This is a genomic window from Hyphomicrobium sp., from assembly GCF_003987855.1.
GTDB lineage: Bacteria > Pseudomonadota > Alphaproteobacteria > Rhizobiales > Hyphomicrobiaceae > Hyphomicrobium_B.
On record NZ_RXIZ01000012.1, the window covers coordinates 79,965 to 97,857 of the forward strand.

Sequence of the window (17,893 nt, forward strand, 5' to 3'; positions counted from 1 at the left end):
TTACTCCCAACCGCCAACGCCACGCTTGAGCACGAGGTGAAGAAAAACCGGCGCCCCGACCAAAGCGAGTACGATGCCGATAGGCAACTCTGCCGGTCGAACAGCCATCCGAGCAACGATGTCGGCGAAAATGACTAACGCGGCGCCGAGCAACGCGCTGCCTGGAATGACGACGCGATTGTCGGGACCGGAGATCAACCGCATGACGTGCGGTACGACGAGGCCGACAAAGCCTATGACGCCGGCGACGGCGACGGCTGCGCCAACAGCTGTTGCGGTTGTTACGACGGTAAGGCGCTTGGTGCGCTCGGTATCGATCCCGAGGTGCAGCGCCTCCGCCTCACCGAGCAGAAAGCCGTTGAGCGCTCGCGTCAGCCGAGGAACGAGGAAGGTCAGCGCGATCGCGAACGGCAGAACAGCCAGAACCTTCTGCCAGCTTGCGCCCGATAGACTGCCCATTGACCAAAGAGTGAGGTCACGCAGCTCCCGATCATCGCTGGCATAGGCGAGGAAACCGCTTATGGAGCTCGCAAACGCCCCCACCGCAATGCCCGCGAGGAGCAGGGTGCCGATTGCCAATTGACCCCTTCGGGCTGCTATGGCGACGAGGCCGATTGTTGTGATCAATCCGCCGAAAAACGCCGCGACTGGCAAGGCGTAAATGCCGAGCAGAGAAACGATCGGCGCGCCGACGGTGTTGCCGAGCACGATCGTTGCGACAGCCGCGAGCGCGGCGCCTGCCGATACCCCGATAAGTCCGGGATCCGCGAGTGGGTTACGAAACAGACCCTGCATCATCGCACCAGCTGTAGCTAGCGCCGCACCTACGAACGCGGCGAGCAACGTACGCGGCATGCGCAAATCGATAAGGACCAAGCGGTCGCGCTCGGCAGTCCCTTCCGGCGCATACCCGAGCGCCGCTGCGATCGCGCGCGGTAACGCCTGCAAAGAGATACCTGTCGGTCCAATCGCGAGAGAGAATACCGCAATGACGGCGAGCAGGAGCGATAGCGCGATGAAAACATTTCCGCGCTTCGGTCGAACGGCCGACTGAGCTGCAAATCGGGTTTCATCAAGCGTCGTCACGGCGCCGTAGCAGCTTGACCCGCCTCCGCGTAAATTGCCTTCATGAGGTCGTGCGCTGCGGCTGGCGCGCGCGGACCAAACCCAAGGACGTAGAGACCATCCATTTCGATGATTTTGTTGGTCTTGGCAGCGGGAGATTGACTGAGGCCGGGCAAGGTCAGTGCCTGTGCCGCTTTATGCTGATCGCTCCCGCCGCGGCTCATCGTAACGACGACGTCCGGTGCAAACTCCGTCAGTTGCTCGTCGCTGACCGGCTTATAGCCACTGACCGCCGCTGCGGCGTTCTCTACGCCGGCGAGCCGAAGAATGGCATCGGCTGCAGTTCCCGATCCTCCGACCGTGGCCCGGCCATTGACGATCGCCAAGATGAAAACGGCCCTCTTCGGCGTCTTGATGTGCTTGCGCTCGGTCTCGAGCGCCGCGAACTGCGACTCCACTTTCTTAGCGAGTGCGTCCGCAGCAGCTTCGGCGCCAATAACACGTCCGACGTGACGGATCTTCTCGGGTACCCCGACCGCACTTGGCTTGTCGCTGATATCGACGTAGGTGATGCCGCTGCTTTTCAAAGCCGTCACCACTTCAGGCGGCCCGGCTTGCTCCGAAGCGATAATCATCGTCGGGTTGACGGAAAGCACGCCCTCTGCCGAAAGCGCGCGCATGTAACCAACCGCCTTTTTGTCTTTCAACGCATTGGCGGGATAGAGGCTCGTGGTATCGACCGCGACGATTTTGTCTTGCTGCCCGAGATCGTAAAGGATCTCCGTGATGTCGCCACCGATGGAGAGAATACGCGGCGTTGCTGCCGCATTCTCTTCCGCCGCCGCAAGAACGTGCAGGCAACCAAGCCCTGTCGCGGCGAACGACAAAGCGATGAAAAGTAGACGTCGCGCTTCGCGCATAGTGGATTTCCCGGCTTTCTCGTAAAAATCATTTCGTGAGGATGAGCTTGCCCGTGGAAGTAATTCGCAGGCGATACTCCTGCCCGCGGTGGAGCAGCACGGCTTCGCGACCGCCCCGAAGCAGCTCGTCGACCCGGTACCGCACATCGGAGCTGATCGTCCCCGGATCATCACGCGGTGGCGCTAGCGATTGGGAATGACTCCCGCTTTGCTCGCCAATGGAACCGGAAGAGAACCTTTTACGCGCCATTTGCTTATTCGACAGGAGAGCGCTTGCAGCGGACATTCGATCGAACTCCGCCTAGTGGAGATAGACCGCTTGGACGGTCTGGGTCTGAAAGTCGTCGTTGCCCGCTGGGGCATCCGATGCAGGTGGGCCGATTTGCAGCTGAAGAGCGGCGAGCGCTCGCGCTGCGGCTTGCGTACGCGCCGATGTTTTCGACCGGTCGAGCGCCAGCATCAGTCCGCGCTGAATTCCACGTTCATCGCCGGTGCGCGCGGCCTTGAGAAGGCCTGCGACGGCAAGCTCGTCCGGTGAAACGTGCTGGCAACCGATGCTTAGATACGAAAATCCGATTTTCCGTTCCGAGCGAAGGGCGCGCAGCAGGGCCGTGGTTCTGGCGACGACAAGCGGGCCGTCGATCACACCGAGGTTTTCCTCAGCGATCTTGAAGGCGATCTCCCAAGGTTGCGCCGAACCGCTCGTGTAGACCTCGCAGACTGCTCGAAAGACATCGAGCGTAAGGTTCTCAATCGGTGAAAAGCCAAGTTCAGTTCGCAAGGGAAATCCGAGAGCGTGTCCTGCACAGACGTCTTCGCCTGCTTGAGGATTGCCAATCGGTTTCGAATTCTTCTGGCGCATTGGGCCCATCCGACGTTGTCAATTTTGGAAAGCTTCGAAGGTCTTGTCTCGACGTTCGGCTATGAACCTGAGCTCCCAGAGCGGGGAGCCGCGCTCCGATCCGCGTCGGAGAAGTCGGACAACATGCGATCGAAGGCGGAGACATGGCCCGTTGCCAGGTCCCAGATCATCCCGACGGAAGCAGCAAACATCGATGCGGCGAGAAGAGCGCCGGACGCATCGCGTGCGTCGACGCGCTCACCATTTAGGTGCGAGCGATTCATTGGCTATTCTCCAAAATATCGGGGTTCAAGGCCCCGCATATGGCAGCTGAGCCATGAAGCCAAAGTATACTTATGGAGTCAAGTTTAAAGTTTCTTTGCCATCCGCGATTGGATGTTTCCGCAGCTCTTCTGCGCGCTCATGAATTACGCGATGGACGAAGGCAAGCTTGTCGTAGGCCGGCTCGGGAATGACGAACGGATAGAAATCGTCGTGGCCCATGCTTCGGCTCAAGCTGTTCAACGCGATTGTCAGCGGAATCCAGCGCGCCATCAGGACTTCGAACGTCACGGAAGAATAGATGTCGTCACGCAGGTCGAGCTTGAGGCCATGACCATCCATGCCCTCCGCCGCGGCGGTATCGAGCGCATCGACCATATGCAGATAGTGCGCCCATGTTTCCGCCCAGTCTTCCCATGGATGCGCGCTTGCATACGCCGAGACATGTCGCTCCGGCCAGTCCGGAGCAGGCCCGTTGCCGTGATGCCGCGCGAGAGCGGCATCATAATCTTCCCGCTCGTCACCGAATATCTCGCGGAACTCATCGAGCCGTTCCGCCTCTTCCACGAGAACCATCCAATAGTAATGGCCGCTCTCGTGCCGCAAGTGACCGAGAAGCGCGCGGTAAGGCTCATCGAATTGCTGGCGCTGCCGTTCTCGTTCCACCGAGTCTGCCTCACTGACGTCGATCGTGACGACGCCGTCGAGATGGCCGGTAAACGCGTTGCGAACGAAGTCGAAAGTCAGCGGTCCCTTGGTCGAAGCCGTTCCGTCGAACGGTAATCCAAGTCTCAGGAGTGAGTACACCAGCCGTTTTTTAGCATGCTCGAGCGCTCGCCAGGCCAGGAGGCTGCCCGGCTCGGAAAGATTTGGGATGATGCGGTTGAGGTCGCAGGCCTTGCAGAAGACGTTGGCTTCCGATTCCGGCGTCAGCCAATTGCACACGCCGAACTCTGCATTGGCGCAGTAGCGCACGAGATCGTCGCCGGGACGCGCATTGATTTTTCGAAAGATCGTTGCTTCACCCTCAGCGGCGCTCGCGCTTTCTTCGGAAATCGCGACGATGGATTTTTCCACGCTGTCGAAGCCAAGCGTCGAGCCGCATTTCAAGCACTTCACGTTCTCGAAATAGACGGTGTTGCCACACTCCGAGCAGGCGAAGTTCTTCATTCGAGGTACAAGCCCTCCCTCATTGTCAACGGCATAGACCGAACGAGCCTAGGGCTCTAAAGCCTGGCCGATAAGTCAGTCGTTGCCTCTATAAATCGCAGATACATACTAAATCGCTGGCATCCTGCCCAAAGGTCTAGCAGAAAACAACGATGCGAACTTTTTGGGCTCACCCGCGCTTGTACCATACCTGCCCTGCCGGTAACCCAAAAGGAATGCGTTTCGTTGCTGCGCGGACGGCGCGCTGGCAAGCGAAATCAAAACAGGGATGATGCCGCTTCCATGGTTCTTCACGTCGCGCTGACCCATCAAACCAGCTACCGCTACGACCGCCGCGTCAGCATGGGCCCCCAGGTCGTTCGGCTCCGCCCGGCACCGCATTGCCGGACGCCGATCCTCAGTTACTCGCTGACGGTGACGCCAAAGACCCACTTTCTGAACTGGCAGCAGGATCCATTTGGAAACTTCCTCGCACGCCTCGTCATGCCGGAAGAGACGACGGAGTTCTCAGTTACGGTTGACCTCGTCGCCGACATGGCGGTCATCAATCCGTTTGATTTTTTCATCGAGGAAAGCGCCACGGCATGGCCCTTCGCCTACGATGGTCTGCTGCAGCAGGAACTCGCGCCATATCTAGTCGCTGACGCGCCCGGCCCCAATCTCGCGCGCTACCTCGACAAAATCAGCAAGAAGAACCAGACCACCATCGACTTCATCTGCGACGTCAATCGCATGGTGCAGAGTGACGTCGGTTATCTGATCCGCATGGAACCCGGCGTGCAGACCCCTGAGGAAACGCTGGTGAACGCGTCGGGGTCGTGCCGCGATAGCGCTTGGCTGCTTACCCAGATTTTTCGCAACGTCGGCCTCGCCGCGCGATTCGTATCCGGATATCTGATCCAGCTGAAACCGGACGTTAAACCTCTCGACGGGCCCGTCGGCGCCGATACGGACTTTACCGACCTCCACGCCTGGACAGAGGTCTACATTCCAGGCGCGGGATGGATCGGTCTTGATGCCACCTCCGGGCTGCTCGCCGGCGAAGGGCACATTCCTCTTGCCGCCGCGCCCCATCCCGTAAGTGCCGCCCCGATCAGCGGCGGCCACTCGAAGGCCGAAGTCGAATTCGATTTCAAGATGGCGGTCACGCGTATTCGCGAAACGCCTCGCGTTACCAAGCCCTACAACGACGAGACATGGAAGGCGATCGTCCATACCGGCAAACTGGTGGACGAACGCTTGGAGAAGGGCGACGTTCGCCTCAGCATGGGCGGCGAGCCGACCTTCGTCTCTGCCGACGATATGGAAGGCGCCGAATGGAATACGGCGGCGGTCGGCCCGACCAAGCGGCGCTACGCCGATGAACTCGTCCGCCGGCTTCAGCGGCGCTTTGCTCCTGGCGGACTGCTGCATTACGGGCAAGGCAAATGGTACCCGGGAGAGCAATTGCCGCGATGGGCATTCGCGCTTTACTGGCGGGGCGACGGCCAGCCCCTTTGGGAAGAACAGGATCTGATCGTCAGCGAGAGCATCGCCCGCCCTGCCCTCATAGAAGACGCAGAAAAGCTTATGCGCGGGCTGTGCGAGCAGCTTGGCTTGCCCGGCAATAGCGGTATCCCGGCGTACGAAGATCCCGCGCACTTCATCCTGGTCGAACGAAAGCTGCCGATCAACGTGAGCGCGGAAGCCAACAAGCTCGAAGACCCGGCCGAGCGTGCCCGCATCGCGCGTGTGTTCGATCGCGGATTGGGCTCGGTGGCGAGCTATGTTCTTCCCATCCAAGCCTGGCAGACCGCCGATCGCGGCAGACGATGGGTGACGGAGCGCTGGGCGCTTCGCCGCGAGCATCTTTTCCTCGTGCCGGGTGACTCCCCGGCAGGATTTCGCCTCCCGCTACAGTCCTTTCCTGTCGTCGCTCCTATCGACTACCCGCACGTGATTGAGCGCGATCCCATGGGCACGAGCAGGCCACTACCGGAAAGAACCGTGCTCCTTCAGCAGCGCCGCGTTGTGACCCTCGAAGCTGAACGCAGCAGTCCGCAGGCGAGCATAGCTCCGGAAATTTCGGGTTCCGTCCGCACCGCGTTGACGGTCGAGCCGAGAGGCAACGCCGTCTGCGTATTCATGCCACCACTCTATGATGCCGAAGATTACGCTGCGCTGATCGCAGCCGTTGAAGAGGCCGCCAAGCAGACCGGCGTTCCCGTGCAGATCGAAGGCTACAACCCACCCGAAGATGCGCGTCTGAACGTAATCAAAGTGACACCCGACCCTGGGGTCATCGAAGTGAATATTCATCCGTCGGCAAATTGGGAAAGCTGCGTTGCGGTGACCACAGCGCTTTACGAAGAGGCGCATAATGCCCGCCTTTGCGCCGAAAAGTTTATGCTGGACGGCCGCCACACTGGAACCGGTGGCGGCAATCACATCGTCTTAGGCGGAATGACACCCGCCGACAGTCCATTCCTTCGCCGGCCCGATCTGCTCGCTTCGGTCGTCACCTACTGGCAGAACCATCCGGCGCTGTCTTATTTCTTTTCGGGCATGTTCATCGGCCCGACGAGCCAAGCTCCGCGAACGGACGAAGCTCGTCACGAATCTCTTTACGAACTCGAGATCGCGCTATCGCAGGTCCCTGATCCAGGCTTCGGCCACATCCCGCCTTGGCTGGTCGATCGGCTCTTCCGCAACCTTCTAACCGACGTGACAGGCAATACGCATCGGGCCGAGATCTGCATCGACAAACTCTATTCTCCGGACGGTCCCACCGGACGACTGGGTCTCGTCGAATTCCGCTCCTTTGAAATGCCGCCGCATGCACGAATGAGCTTGGCTCAGCAGCTTCTGCTCCGAGCGCTCATCGTCATGTTCTGGGAGAAGCCATACCGCCAGAAGCTGGTGCGCTGGGGAACAGCGCTGCACGATCGTTTCATGCTCCCGCATCACCTTTGGGCGGATCTCGGCAGCATAGTCGCCGATCTGAAGGCTGCCGGGGTTCCAGTCGAACTCGAGTGGTTCCGGCCGCATTTCGAATTCCGCTTTCCGCTTTTCGGCACTATTCAAGCCGATAATCTGACCCTTGAGCTGCGTCAGGCTTTGGAACCTTGGCATGTCCTTGGCGAGGAAAGCGTTGCGGGCGGAACAGCGCGCTACGTCGACTCGTCGCTCGAACGCGTTGAGTTGAAGGTCAACGGCCAGGCCGGAGATCGCTACGTCGTCACCTGCAACGGGCGTCCGGTCCCCCTTTCGTCTACGAGCAATTGGGGAGAGTCGGTTGCCGGCATCCGCTACCGCGCCTGGTGGCCGCCGTCTTCCCTTCACCCGACCATCCCGCCCCACGTTCCGCTGACGTTCGACGTCGTCGATACATGGAGCAGTCGCTCGATCGCGGGCTGTCGCTATCACGTCGCGCATCCGGGCGGGCGCAACTTTGAGGTGTTCCCGATAAATGCCTATGAGGCTGAGGGACGGCGGCTGGCGCGCTTTGACGCCGAAGGGCACACGGCGGGCCCGATGCGCGTCAGGCCCGAAGCCGTTAACCCCGATTATCCCTGCACGCTTGACCTGAGGCGCGGCCCGAACTGAAGCAAGATCCCAAACTTTCGTCGCAGTCCCCGATTTGGCGCCTCCACTCGCTTGCCGACCGCGATTCGGCGCATGATAGTATCGCAACTTGATAACGGGGCTCGGGGGAGCGTCGCGGCGTGGATCGGTCGAAATGACGACGGCAGCGGCAACGAAGACAGAAATATCGCCCAACCTCCTGAGCGCATATCGGCGCCGGGATATCGGTGGGTATGACGAACTGTTGGGGCCAGGCGGTGCGCCTCGCCCGCACTGGCAGCCGCTCCTTGCAAGCTTGGACGATTTGACTGCGGACGAGCGCCAGCTGCGAACGACGCGGCTGGCACGGCGCGTGCGCGAGACCGGCATCGCCTATGATATCTTTGCCGATCCAAACACATCCGCGCAGCGCTGGACGCTCGACCTGCTTCCGATCATCATTTCCGCCGACGAGTGGAGCGGCTTGGAGCGCGCGCTCATTCAGCGAGCCCGCCTTTTCGATGCGCTTCTGCAAGATGTCTACGGCCATCAGGATTTGCTGACGGCGGGCATACTTCCGGCGGAACTTATCTTCTCCGATCCGGCCTATCTCGCTCCCTGCAACGGGATCGTCCCCAGATCCGGTGGCCTCATGTTTTATGCTGCCGATCTTGCGCGCGGAGAGGATGGTCGATGGCGAGTCATAGATAATCACACCGAAACGCTAGCAGGCATTGGTTTCGCCCTCGCCAATCGCGTCGTTCACACGCACGTGGCAGGAGACATTTTCAACGGCTGCAACGCACGCCGCTTGGCGCCGTACTTTCAAGAGCTGCAGACCACGCTGACGCATCACAGTGGCCGCGAAAACGCGCGCGTGGCGCTCCTCACGCCTGGCCCGCATCACGAAGACTATTTTTCCCACGCGTTTCTTGCTCGTTACCTGGGTTATCTGATCGTTGAGGGACACGACCTGAAGACCAGAAGTGCGCAGGTCTACCTGAAGACGCTCGAGGGACTGAAAGAGATCGATCTCATCGTCCGCTGCATAAGCGGCAAATCCAGCGATCCGCTCGAACTCGATCCCACGGGTTTCATTGGTCCGTCAGGTTTGCTCAGGGTTTGCAGGGCTTCGCCGCATGCTGTGGTCAACGCGATTGGCACGGCGCTGGCGCAAAATCGGGGCCTCGGTCCTTATCTCCCGACGCTCGCCCATCACATTCTTGGCGAGGAGCTGGAATTGAAGGATGCGCCGCGCCGCTGGTTAGGAGATCCGGACGCGCGACAGGAGCTGTTCGATCATCCGGACCGCTTCAGCATTCGCAAGGCGCAGGAAGGCACGGGCCGGCCCGGCCAAGCCGCGCTGGGCTGGGAAGCACGTGCGCTTGCCACGCCCGAACGCGAGAAAATGAAACGCGAGATCGCTCTTCACGGCGCGACGCTCGTTGCAGAAGAAAAGATCGGGTTCAGTTGCGCACCTATTCACGGCTCTGATGGTCTTATGCCTAAGCCGTTCGCGATGCGCCTTTTCGTGTCGAAGGACGCTTCGGGAAGCTATCAGGTCATGCCTGGCGGACTAGCGATGAGCGTCGATCCCGATCGCGCCGTCGCACTCAGCGCACCGGAAGGTCAGACGCGCGATGTGTGGGTTCTCGCCGAAGGCGAGCAAGCGCCGCACATCAGCCTCTGGCGGCCGACGCTGGCCACGGCGCGCATAGAGCGGTCTCAGCGGGTCATTCAGAGTCGCGTCGCGGACGATCTCTTTTGGCTAGGCCGATACAGCGAGCGCGCCGATTGGACTATGCGCGTTCTGCGTGGCGCGCTCCGCCGTATTGAAGAGGACAGCGCACCAGACAGCGGTTGTCGCGCCGCCAGAAAATGCCTCGAAATTCTCTTCGGCAAGGACTTGGATTTGCTGGCGCGCGGCCGTGAAGCCAAGGACGACGCGGAGATCGAGCGCTTGTGCGCGACGTTGATTGCGGGCGGCTCTGGATCGAGGACGCTTGAACGCACGCTCGACGGCCTTTACCGCGTCGCCCACCTTGTCCGCGACCGCCTATCCCTGGAAGCCTGGCAGACATTGAGCAAATTCCGCTCAGGCGAAACTTGGCGAGAGGCTTTGAACTCCTCGCAACCCGTCGAGATGCTCGACATTCTCGATGAAGGCATCGCTGCGATCGCGTCGTTCAACGGGTTCATGCACGAGAACATGACGCGAAATTTCGGCTGGTCGTTTCTGGATATGGGACGCCGCATCGAGCGAGCACAAAATCTCGGCGAAGCCATCCTGACGCTCTTCATTCCGCTTCCCGATGCGGAGGAATTATCGAGCAATCTGCTGCTGCTGCTCGAACTTGCCGACAGCTTCATAACCTACCGCTCGCGGTATCGCCTCGATCCGATGCTTCCGCTGGTCCTCGATCTTTTGCTGCTCGATGAAACCAATCCCCGAAGCCTCTCCTATCAACTCTCGGCGATCGCGCGGCACCTCGAGAGCCTGCCCGATTCCTCTCCGGGCAGCGAACTTCCCGAAGATCGCCGGCTCATTATCGCTTTGCTGACTTCCATCCGTTTGGCGGATGTTGAAGCTATGGCTAAGGAAGATGATGGCGCGATGCTCGAACGTCTCCTGATGGATCAACTCGACATGCTGCCGGAATTGTCGAACGAGATTTCGCGGCATTACTTCAACGTCATGGAAGAGGCGCCGCATCGGGCCCAGACCAGGGTCGATCCGACGATATGATCTTCGAAATCGCCCATAAGACCCATTATCGCTACCATTCGACCGTGGTGCAGTCGCTGCACCTGATGCACATGACCCCGCGCGCGCTCTCCGGTCAGGTCGTGCGACATCATAATCTGCTGATCGAACCATCGCCCGCTTCGCGCCAGGCAGGGGTCGACGTGTTCGGAAATCCCAATCTCATCGTCGATATCGAAGCCCCGCACAGGGAACTGCTCATTCTTTCGCGCAGCACGATCGAGAAACATCTTCCTCCGTCTGTGAAGTTAAGCGCGACCACACCTTGGGATGCTCTTGATTTTCGCTTGCTGCGGGCGGCGAATGAGCGCGACGTACACGTCTTAATGTTCCGGTGTGCGTCTCGCTTGACCACGCCGACTTTGGAAATTGCTGATTATTCGGTCCGGTCTTTCGCGCCGTCGCGCCCAGTGCTCGAGGGCGCTATGGATCTCATCATGCGGATCTATAACGATTTCGAATTCGATCCGCACGCCACCGATGTTTCCACGCCAGTGTCACAAGTTTTCGCTATGCGCAGGGGCGTGTGTCAGGACTTCGCGCACTTAGCGCTCGCTTGCTTGCGCGCGAGACGCATTCCCGCGCGTTATGTGAGCGGCTATCTCCACACCCATCCACCGGTCGGCCGACCGAAGCTGCAAGGAGCGGATGCTTCCCACGCCTGGATCTCGGTTTGGGCACCGGAGAGCGGATGGGTGGACCTTGATCCTACAAATGGCATTCTCGCCCGGGATGAGCATATCACTGTTGCCTACGGCCGGGATTATGACGACGTCAGCCCCATCAGCGGTGTGCTTCGCGGAGGTGGCGAACATTCCGTTAGCGTCGCTGTCGACGTGAACATGGTAGCCGACGCGACCGCGAACTAAGCTCCGGCGCCGCCGCCGTCACGTCAGTACCTTTTTTGTGCCCTCTTGAAAGAGAAACCTCCAGGTTTCATCTGAGCCGCGAGATCGTGCGCAGGCACGTCGGGCACGGTGGGGATCAATGCTAATCCGCGATACATCGGAAGGTTACGGCCTGATTTCCCGGCTGTTCCATTGGCTGATGGCCGTTGTCATCGTAGCGATGTTCATCCTCGGCGTCTGGATGGTCGGCCTCGACTACTACAGTCCGTACTACAATTCCGCGCCAGACATTCATCGCAGCGTCGGAATGATCCTGCTGTTCGCACTCATCCTCCGTTGGCTCTGGCGCATCGGCAACCCTAAGCCGACCGATGAAGACCTGTCCCCACTCGAGCGAAAAGCATCATGGGGTGTTCATTGGGGCTTCTACGTCCTGCTGTTTGCGTTGCTCGTCAGCGGCTATCTGATCTCCACTGCCGACGGTGACCCCATCAGCGTCTTCGGCTGGTTCGACGTGCCCTCCGTCGTGCAGGCGCGGGGATTGGAAACACCCGCAGGCAAAATCCATCGCATCTTAGCTTACGCGACGATCGCGCTCGCCGTCGTCCATAGCCTCGCCGCGCTGAAACACCATTTCTTCGACAAGAGCACTGTCCTCACGCGCATGTGGTCGGGACCCAACCAATCTTCAGAGAAGGATAGACACGAATGAAGTTCAAACGCGCTGCTTTCGCTGCTCCGCTGGCCGCCACGCTGATGTCGGTTCCTGCAGTTGCCGCCGACTACAAAATCGATACTGAGAACGCGCATGCCGCGATTTCCTTCCGGATCAAACATCTGGGTTTCAGCTGGTTGACCGGCCGGTTCGACAAATTCACCGGCACCTTCTCCTATGATGAGAAGAACCCCGACGCATCGAAAGTGAAAGTCGACATCGATACGGCAAGCGTCGACACGAACCTCGCGCTGCGGGACAAGCATTTGCGTGCTGCCGATCTGCTCGACACGGACAATTTCCCCAAGGCGACGTTCGAAAGCACGAGCATCAAAACGACGGCTCCGGGCAAGGCGGTGGTGACTGGCAACCTCACGCTTCATGGTGTCACCAAACAAATCTCGTTCAACGCCGAGCATGTCGGCGGCGGCAAGGATCCATGGGGCGGATATCGCGATGGGTTTACCGGGACGACCGAGTTGACGCTCGCCGACTTCGGCATCAAGCGCGATCTCGGGCCCGCAGCGAAAACGGTCGAGCTGACGCTCGATCTCGAAGGCGTTCGCCAGTAGCGGAACTTTTAGAAGCGGAAGACGGCGGCGCCGCCTATCAGACCTGCGCCCGCCGCCGTCATCAGAACGATCTCGCCTTGCGGGTAAGGCTTTTGCTCGGCCGTGAAGGACAGGGTGAAGGGTATCGTCGCCGCCGAGCTGTTTCCGAAATCGGCGATTGTCGTTCGCAGACGGTCCGCCGGGATGTCCAGCTGATGCGCGATCGTCTGCATCATGCGTTCGTTGGCTTGATGCGGAATCAAGGCATCTACGGCCGCCGCGTCGAGACCGGCCTTCGCCAGCGCGGCCTCGGCGCATTGCGTCATGATCGATACCGCGCCCGTATAGACCGCGCGTCCATCATTCATCACCATCAACACGTCGGTCGGATCGCGGATTTCGGAAAACGGCATCCTGCTTCCGCCGCCCGGGATCGTGATGAGATCGTAGGATTGGCCTTTCGCCGCGAGGTGCGCCCCGATGATGCCGGCGTCGCTTCGCGGTGTCGGCGCTAGGAGAACGGCTCCCGCGGCGTCCGCGAAGAGCACGCTGCTCGCCCGATCGCGCTCGTTGATGCGCCTGGAAAGGATGTTTGCCGCGATGACGAGCACGGGAACGCCTTGCGCACGCACGAAGCTATCGGCGAGCGTCAGCGCGTAAAGAAAACCGGCGCAGGCTCCGGCCATGTCTAGTGCGCCCGCGTTGGGAAGACCCAGGCGATGCGCGACAAGCGGGGCCGATGGCGGCAGCAGATGGTCCGGCGTTGACGTCGCGAGGAGAACGAGACCGACCGCCTCGCGTGCTAGACCCGATCGCGCCAGCGCCATCTCCCCAGCCCTGACCGCGATGTCGGAAAGCGCTTCGTCTTTCCGAGCGTAGCGCCGCGCGTCGATACCTGTGCGCCGTTTGATCCAGCCCGCTTCAAGTCCCAGCCGGGCTTCGATCTCACTGTTGGGCACAATTCGCTCAGGCGCGTAATGCCCGTACCCGATGATCGCTGTACCCATCATGCGAGCACCTCATCGACGGCCTCGCTGAGCGCGGAATAGACGGACGTCAATTCGGCCTTCGTCGTGCAATAGGGCGGCATGATGTAAATGGTCGAGCCGAGAGGCCGCAGCAGCACGCCCTTTTCGAGCAGGCGGGCGCGAAGGTTCAAGGCCACATCCGCGAGATAGCCTTGCTGCGTCTGCGCGAGTTCGAACGCTGCGATGGTCCCGATCCGGCGCACGTTGGCGAAGCGCGGATCGGGTTCTAGATCATTGAGGCAAATGGCCTGGTGCTGGGAGAGCGCTATGATGCGTTCCAGAACCGGCTCGTTCCGCCACACCTTGAGATTTGCCTCTGCCGCCGCGCACGCTACCGGGTTGGCTGTGTACGAACTTGAATGGAAGAACGTGCGCGACCGATCGGTCGAGAAGTGCGCTTGGTAGATCTCGGGAATGCAGAGCGTTACGGCGAGCGGCAGCGATCCGCCCGTCAATCCTTTGGATAGGCAAAGGATATCCGGAGAGATGCCCGCCTGTTCACATGCGAAAACCGTGCCCGTGCGGCCGAAGCACGTCATCACCTCGTCGGCAATGAATAGCACGTCGTGGGCTTTGCAGATCCGATGCATTTCTCTGAGCGTTTCGGCATCGTAAATGAGCATCCCGCCCGCGCCCAAGATCAACGGCTCGCAGATGAATGCAGCCACGTCGCCCTTCCGGCACGCGATTTCGAGCGCATCGAATGTTGGCTGGGCATGATGCGGCTTGGGGTAGGGAACGCGGCCAACATCGAACAGCAGCGGTTCGTAGGCCGCATTGAAGACCCCGCGCGCACCGGCCGACATCGTACCGATGGTATCGCCGTGATACGCATGCTCCAGCGCCAGAACGCGTGTTCGCGAGGCGCCGATATTCTTCCAATAGCCGAGTGCCATTTTCAGGGCGACTTCAACCGAGGTCGATCCGCTGTCGGAAAAGAAAACGTGCGCGAGACCTTCAGGAACGATTTTGAGAAGACCTGCTGCCAAGGCCTCGGCAGGCTCGTGCGTGAAGCCGGCGAAAATCACCTGATCTAACTTCGAAGCTTGGCGCTCGATGGCGGCCACGATCTTTGGGTGCCGGTGGCCGTGCGTAATCACCCACCAGGACGAAATACCGTCAAATATTCTCTGCCCATCGTCGGCTTCGAGCCACGCGCCCTCGGCTTTGCGGATATGGCGCATAGCTGGTTCGAGCGCGTGCTGAGTGAACGGATGCCAGATCGGCGATGAGGTCATGGCCCTACGGCCCCGATATCGAGAAGATCGGCAACCGCAAAATTCTCGGCAAATGCCCGTTGAAGAGAATTGCCATCCAGCGCCTCCACACGGGGAAGCCGACCGAGCCGACGAACGCCTCCGAACGATGTGATCGCCTGCTCGCTGCTGACATTTGATTCGCCGATGAATGCCACGCCCAAAACCGGGATCGCGCGTCGCTTCAGCGCTTCAATCGACAGCAGCGAATGATTGATCGTGCCGAGCCGCGTAGATGCGCACAGGATCACTGGCAACCGCCATTGGGCCAGCACGTCGATCTGCAACAGTCGCTTTGTCAGCGGCACCATGAGACCGCCAGCGGTCTCGACGACGAGCGGCGTAGGCAGCCCGAACGGCGAAAGTCGGCGTGGATCGATTTCGACATTGTCGATCTCGGCGGCAAAATGCGGAGACGCAGGAGTCTTGAGCCGATAAGCCTCGGCGAGGATTCGCGCCTCCGGCACATCCGCGAGACGCGACACAGTCTCGGAGTCCGTTTCCCCAGACAGACCCGCTTGAACGGGCTTCCAGTAATAGCCGTCGAGCGCGCCGACCAGGCCCGCCGAAAAAACGGTCTTGCCGATGTCAGTATCAGTCCCAGCGACGACGATGCGGATTGTCATGCCGCAGTCTCCGCTTCCGCCGCGGCGATATCATCAATGAGCCGCGAAATTTCGCTCTCCCCGGTATTGAGCGTAATCGTAAGACGCAGCCGGGCCGTACCTTCCGGTACCGTCGGAGGACGAATGGCGCGAATGTCGTAGCCGCGTCGTTGAAGGCTGCCGGCCAGGGAAACGGCCGCTGCATCGGAGCCGACGATCAGCGGCAGGATCTGTGATCCAGACGCACGAAACCGGGTCTTTGCATTCAATTCTTTACCGGCAAACGCCATAAGCTGGTGCAACTTTTCACGCCGCTCGGGATGGTCGCGGCAGATTTGGATCGCTGCCCGCACCGCAGATGCCACCAATGGCGAAGGTGCGGTGGCGTAGATGAAAGCCCGCCCGCGGTTGATCAGGAAATCGCGCATCGATCTAGGGCCGATCACGAGGGCACCCATGACGCCCAACGCCTTGCCGCACGTATGGACCGAAATGACATTCTGGCGTCCTTCAAGCCCGGCAGCGAGTCCCCGGCCGGCCGGCCCGAAAACGCCGGTGGCGTGAGCTTCATCGATCACCAGCATGGCGTCGTGCCGGTCGGCAATTCCCGCAAGATCCTCAATCGGCGCCCGATCGCCGTCCATGCTGTAGAGACTTTCGATCGCGAGCCAAGGCTGTCCAGTGCCGCCTGCGGCACGCCAGCTCACGATCGCATCCTCAAAGCTTTGCGCATCGTTATGACGGGCAGCACGCGCGTCGGCTTTCGAGAGCCGCATGCCTTCGTGCGCGCTGGCGTGGATCAACTCGTCGTAGACGATGAGATCGCCGCGCCCGGGAAGCGTCGACCACACCGCCGTGTTGGCAACGAACCCTCCTCCGAAAAAAAGCGCCGTCGGCCCGCCGAAGAACTCTGCTGCTTCCTGTTCCAGAAGTTCGTGCTCGGGATGATTTCCGCGCAACAGGCGTGAACCGCCGGCGCCGATGGGCACGCCGCGTTCGATCGCAGCCGTAATCGCGGCCGCAAGCTCGTGTGACTGCGCGAGCCCGAGGTAATCGTTCGACGTAAAATCTAATCCGCGCGCCGGCTCCAGCGCTCTCAGTCGCCCCCGACGAGCGAGCGCGTCGAGCGCACGCTCATGATTGCCGGGCATCCTGGTGTCCCGCACACGTCGCAGGCTCATGTTCGGAGGAAGGGATGTCGAGTTCGAGCGCCGATAGCCCGAGCTTGGCGAACAGCTTGCTGTCCTTGTCTTCGCCCGGATTGTCGGCGGTCAGCAAAGTGTCCCCGACAAAGATCGAGTTGGCACCGGCAAAGAAGCAGAGCGCCTGCATCTCGTCGCTCATATCGGTCCGCCCGGCAGACAGACGTACGAATGACTTCGGCATCATGATGCGCGCGACCGCTATCGTGCGCACGAAGTCGATCGGATCGATACGTTCCGCGCTTTCCAGCGGCGTGCCCGGAATGGCGATAAGCATGTTGATCGGAACGCTCTCGGGGTGCTCCTCGAGATTGGCGAGCGTGACCAGCATATCGACGCGGTCTTGGCGCTCTTCGCCCATGCCTATGATGCCGCCCGAGCAGACTTTCATCCCCGCGTCGCGCACGCGCGAAAGCGTATCCAGCCGATCCGCATAGGTGCGGGTCGTGATGACCTTGCTGTAGTAGGATTCCGACGTGTCGACGTTGTGATTGTAATAGTCGAGGCCCGCGTCTCGCAGTCTGACGATATCGGAGTCCGTCAGCATGCCAAGCGTCATGCACGTCTCCATGCCGAGCGCCTTCACGCCCTCGACCATCGCGACGACCACGTCCATGTCGCGTTGCTTAGGGCTGCGCCAAGCTGCGCCCATGCAATAGCGCGTCGCGCCCGCAGCCTTGGCTTTCCTGGCTTCTGAAATGACGCGCTCGACTTCCATGAGTTTGGAAGCCTTGAGCCCCGTCTGGTGGTGAGCCGACTGGCTGCAATAGCCACAATCTTCCGCGCAGCCGCCCGTCTTGATCGACAACAGACGGCTCATCTGGACCTTATTGGGATCGAACGAAGCCCGATGCACGCTTTGCGCCCGGAAGAGCAAATCCATGAACGGCAGGTCGTAAAGCGCCAGAGCCTCCTCGCTCGTCCAATCGTGGCGTGTAACCGCTGCGGGACGGCCGGCAGTGCGAGCAGCCGGTTCGAGGCGTGTAACGGTGGAAGTCATTCAGGCGAGGTCTCCGAGGCCTAAGCGGCTGTGCCGGAATGTTTGCACCGCTTCCGGCCCCCCTAGCAACCGCCAAAATGCCTCCCTGTCGCGGCCAGCACCG

General features: G+C 60.6%; 16 protein-coding genes. 5 read left to right on the plus strand and 11 right to left on the minus strand.

The window, feature by feature from the left end:
- The 6 genes from EKK30_RS10480 to EKK30_RS10505 form a co-directional block, all read right to left on the minus strand.
- A complete protein-coding gene (locus EKK30_RS10480) occupies positions 1-1,086 on the minus strand; it encodes an iron ABC transporter permease (RefSeq protein WP_290984350.1) in 1,086 nt (361 codons plus the stop codon).
- Positions 1,083-1,985, minus strand: a complete 903-nt coding sequence (locus EKK30_RS10485; protein WP_290984353.1) for an ABC transporter substrate-binding protein — start codon at positions 1,983-1,985, stop codon at positions 1,083-1,085. The genes EKK30_RS10480 and EKK30_RS10485 overlap by 4 nt, the downstream gene beginning before the upstream one ends.
- Positions 1,986-2,013: 28 nt before the next feature.
- Positions 2,014-2,271: a hemin uptake protein HemP gene (locus EKK30_RS10490; RefSeq protein WP_290984355.1), complete on the minus strand. Its 258-nt coding sequence runs from the start codon at positions 2,269-2,271 to the stop codon at positions 2,014-2,016.
- A 15-nt stretch (positions 2,272-2,286) separates the two neighbouring features.
- The gene (locus EKK30_RS10495) at positions 2,287-2,847 is read right to left on the minus strand and encodes a hypothetical protein (RefSeq protein ID WP_290984358.1); all 561 of its coding nucleotides are present in this window, start codon (positions 2,845-2,847) and stop codon (positions 2,287-2,289) included.
- Positions 2,848-2,906: 59 nt separating this feature from the next.
- Entirely contained in the window at positions 2,907-3,110 is a 204-nt protein-coding gene (locus EKK30_RS10500; RefSeq protein WP_290984361.1) for a hypothetical protein, read from the minus strand.
- A 70-nt stretch (positions 3,111-3,180) separates the two neighbouring features.
- Positions 3,181-4,278 carry a putative zinc-binding metallopeptidase gene (locus tag EKK30_RS10505; RefSeq protein ID WP_290984364.1) on the minus strand — a complete coding sequence of 366 codons (1,098 nt, stop codon included), beginning with the start codon at positions 4,276-4,278 and terminating at the stop codon, positions 3,181-3,183.
- Positions 4,279-4,560: 282 nt separating this feature from the next.
- Here EKK30_RS10505 and EKK30_RS10510 point away from each other — a divergent pair, with 282 nt between their 5' ends.
- From EKK30_RS10510 to EKK30_RS10530, 5 genes are all read left to right on the plus strand, one after another.
- The gene (locus EKK30_RS10510; RefSeq protein ID WP_290984367.1) at positions 4,561-7,863 is read left to right on the plus strand and encodes a DUF2126 domain-containing protein; all 3,303 of its coding nucleotides are present in this window, start codon (positions 4,561-4,563) and stop codon (positions 7,861-7,863) included.
- Positions 7,864-7,996: 133 nt separating this feature from the next.
- Entirely contained in the window at positions 7,997-10,567 is a 2,571-nt protein-coding gene (locus EKK30_RS10515; protein ID WP_290984370.1) for a circularly permuted type 2 ATP-grasp protein, read from the plus strand.
- Positions 10,564-11,454, plus strand: coding sequence for a transglutaminase family protein (locus tag EKK30_RS10520; RefSeq protein ID WP_290984373.1), 891 nt, complete (start codon positions 10,564-10,566; stop codon positions 11,452-11,454). The genes EKK30_RS10515 and EKK30_RS10520 overlap by 4 nt, the downstream gene beginning before the upstream one ends.
- 118 nt (positions 11,455-11,572) lie before the next feature.
- Positions 11,573-12,145, plus strand: a complete 573-nt coding sequence (locus tag EKK30_RS10525) for a cytochrome b (RefSeq protein ID WP_290984376.1) — start codon at positions 11,573-11,575, stop codon at positions 12,143-12,145.
- Positions 12,142-12,720, plus strand: a complete 579-nt coding sequence (locus tag EKK30_RS10530; RefSeq protein ID WP_290984379.1) for a YceI family protein — start codon at positions 12,142-12,144, stop codon at positions 12,718-12,720. The genes EKK30_RS10525 and EKK30_RS10530 overlap by 4 nt, the downstream gene beginning before the upstream one ends.
- Before the next feature lie 8 nt (positions 12,721-12,728).
- Here the strand turns inward: EKK30_RS10530 and EKK30_RS10535 are convergent, their stop codons facing one another.
- The 5 genes from EKK30_RS10535 to bioB are packed head-to-tail and all read right to left on the minus strand — an operon-like array spanning position 12,729 to position 17,790.
- A complete protein-coding gene (locus EKK30_RS10535) occupies positions 12,729-13,709 on the minus strand; it encodes a beta-ketoacyl-ACP synthase III (protein WP_290984382.1) in 981 nt (326 codons plus the stop codon).
- Positions 13,706-14,965, minus strand: coding sequence for an adenosylmethionine--8-amino-7-oxononanoate transaminase (locus tag EKK30_RS10540; protein ID WP_290984385.1), 1,260 nt, complete (start codon positions 14,963-14,965; stop codon positions 13,706-13,708). The genes EKK30_RS10535 and EKK30_RS10540 overlap by 4 nt, the downstream gene beginning before the upstream one ends.
- Positions 14,962-15,609 (minus strand): dethiobiotin synthase, encoded by a 648-nt coding sequence (bioD, locus tag EKK30_RS10545; RefSeq protein ID WP_290984388.1) that lies wholly within the window; start codon positions 15,607-15,609, stop codon positions 14,962-14,964. Before bioD ends, EKK30_RS10540 begins: the two co-directional genes overlap by 4 nt.
- Positions 15,606-16,739: an 8-amino-7-oxononanoate synthase gene (locus tag EKK30_RS10550; protein ID WP_290984391.1), complete on the minus strand. Its 1,134-nt coding sequence runs from the start codon at positions 16,737-16,739 to the stop codon at positions 15,606-15,608. Before EKK30_RS10550 ends, bioD begins: the two co-directional genes overlap by 4 nt.
- Entirely contained in the window at positions 16,723-17,790 is a 1,068-nt protein-coding gene (gene bioB, locus EKK30_RS10555) for a biotin synthase BioB (RefSeq protein WP_290984394.1), read from the minus strand. Before bioB ends, EKK30_RS10550 begins: the two co-directional genes overlap by 17 nt.
- Between the last annotated feature and the right edge of the window lie 103 nt (positions 17,791-17,893).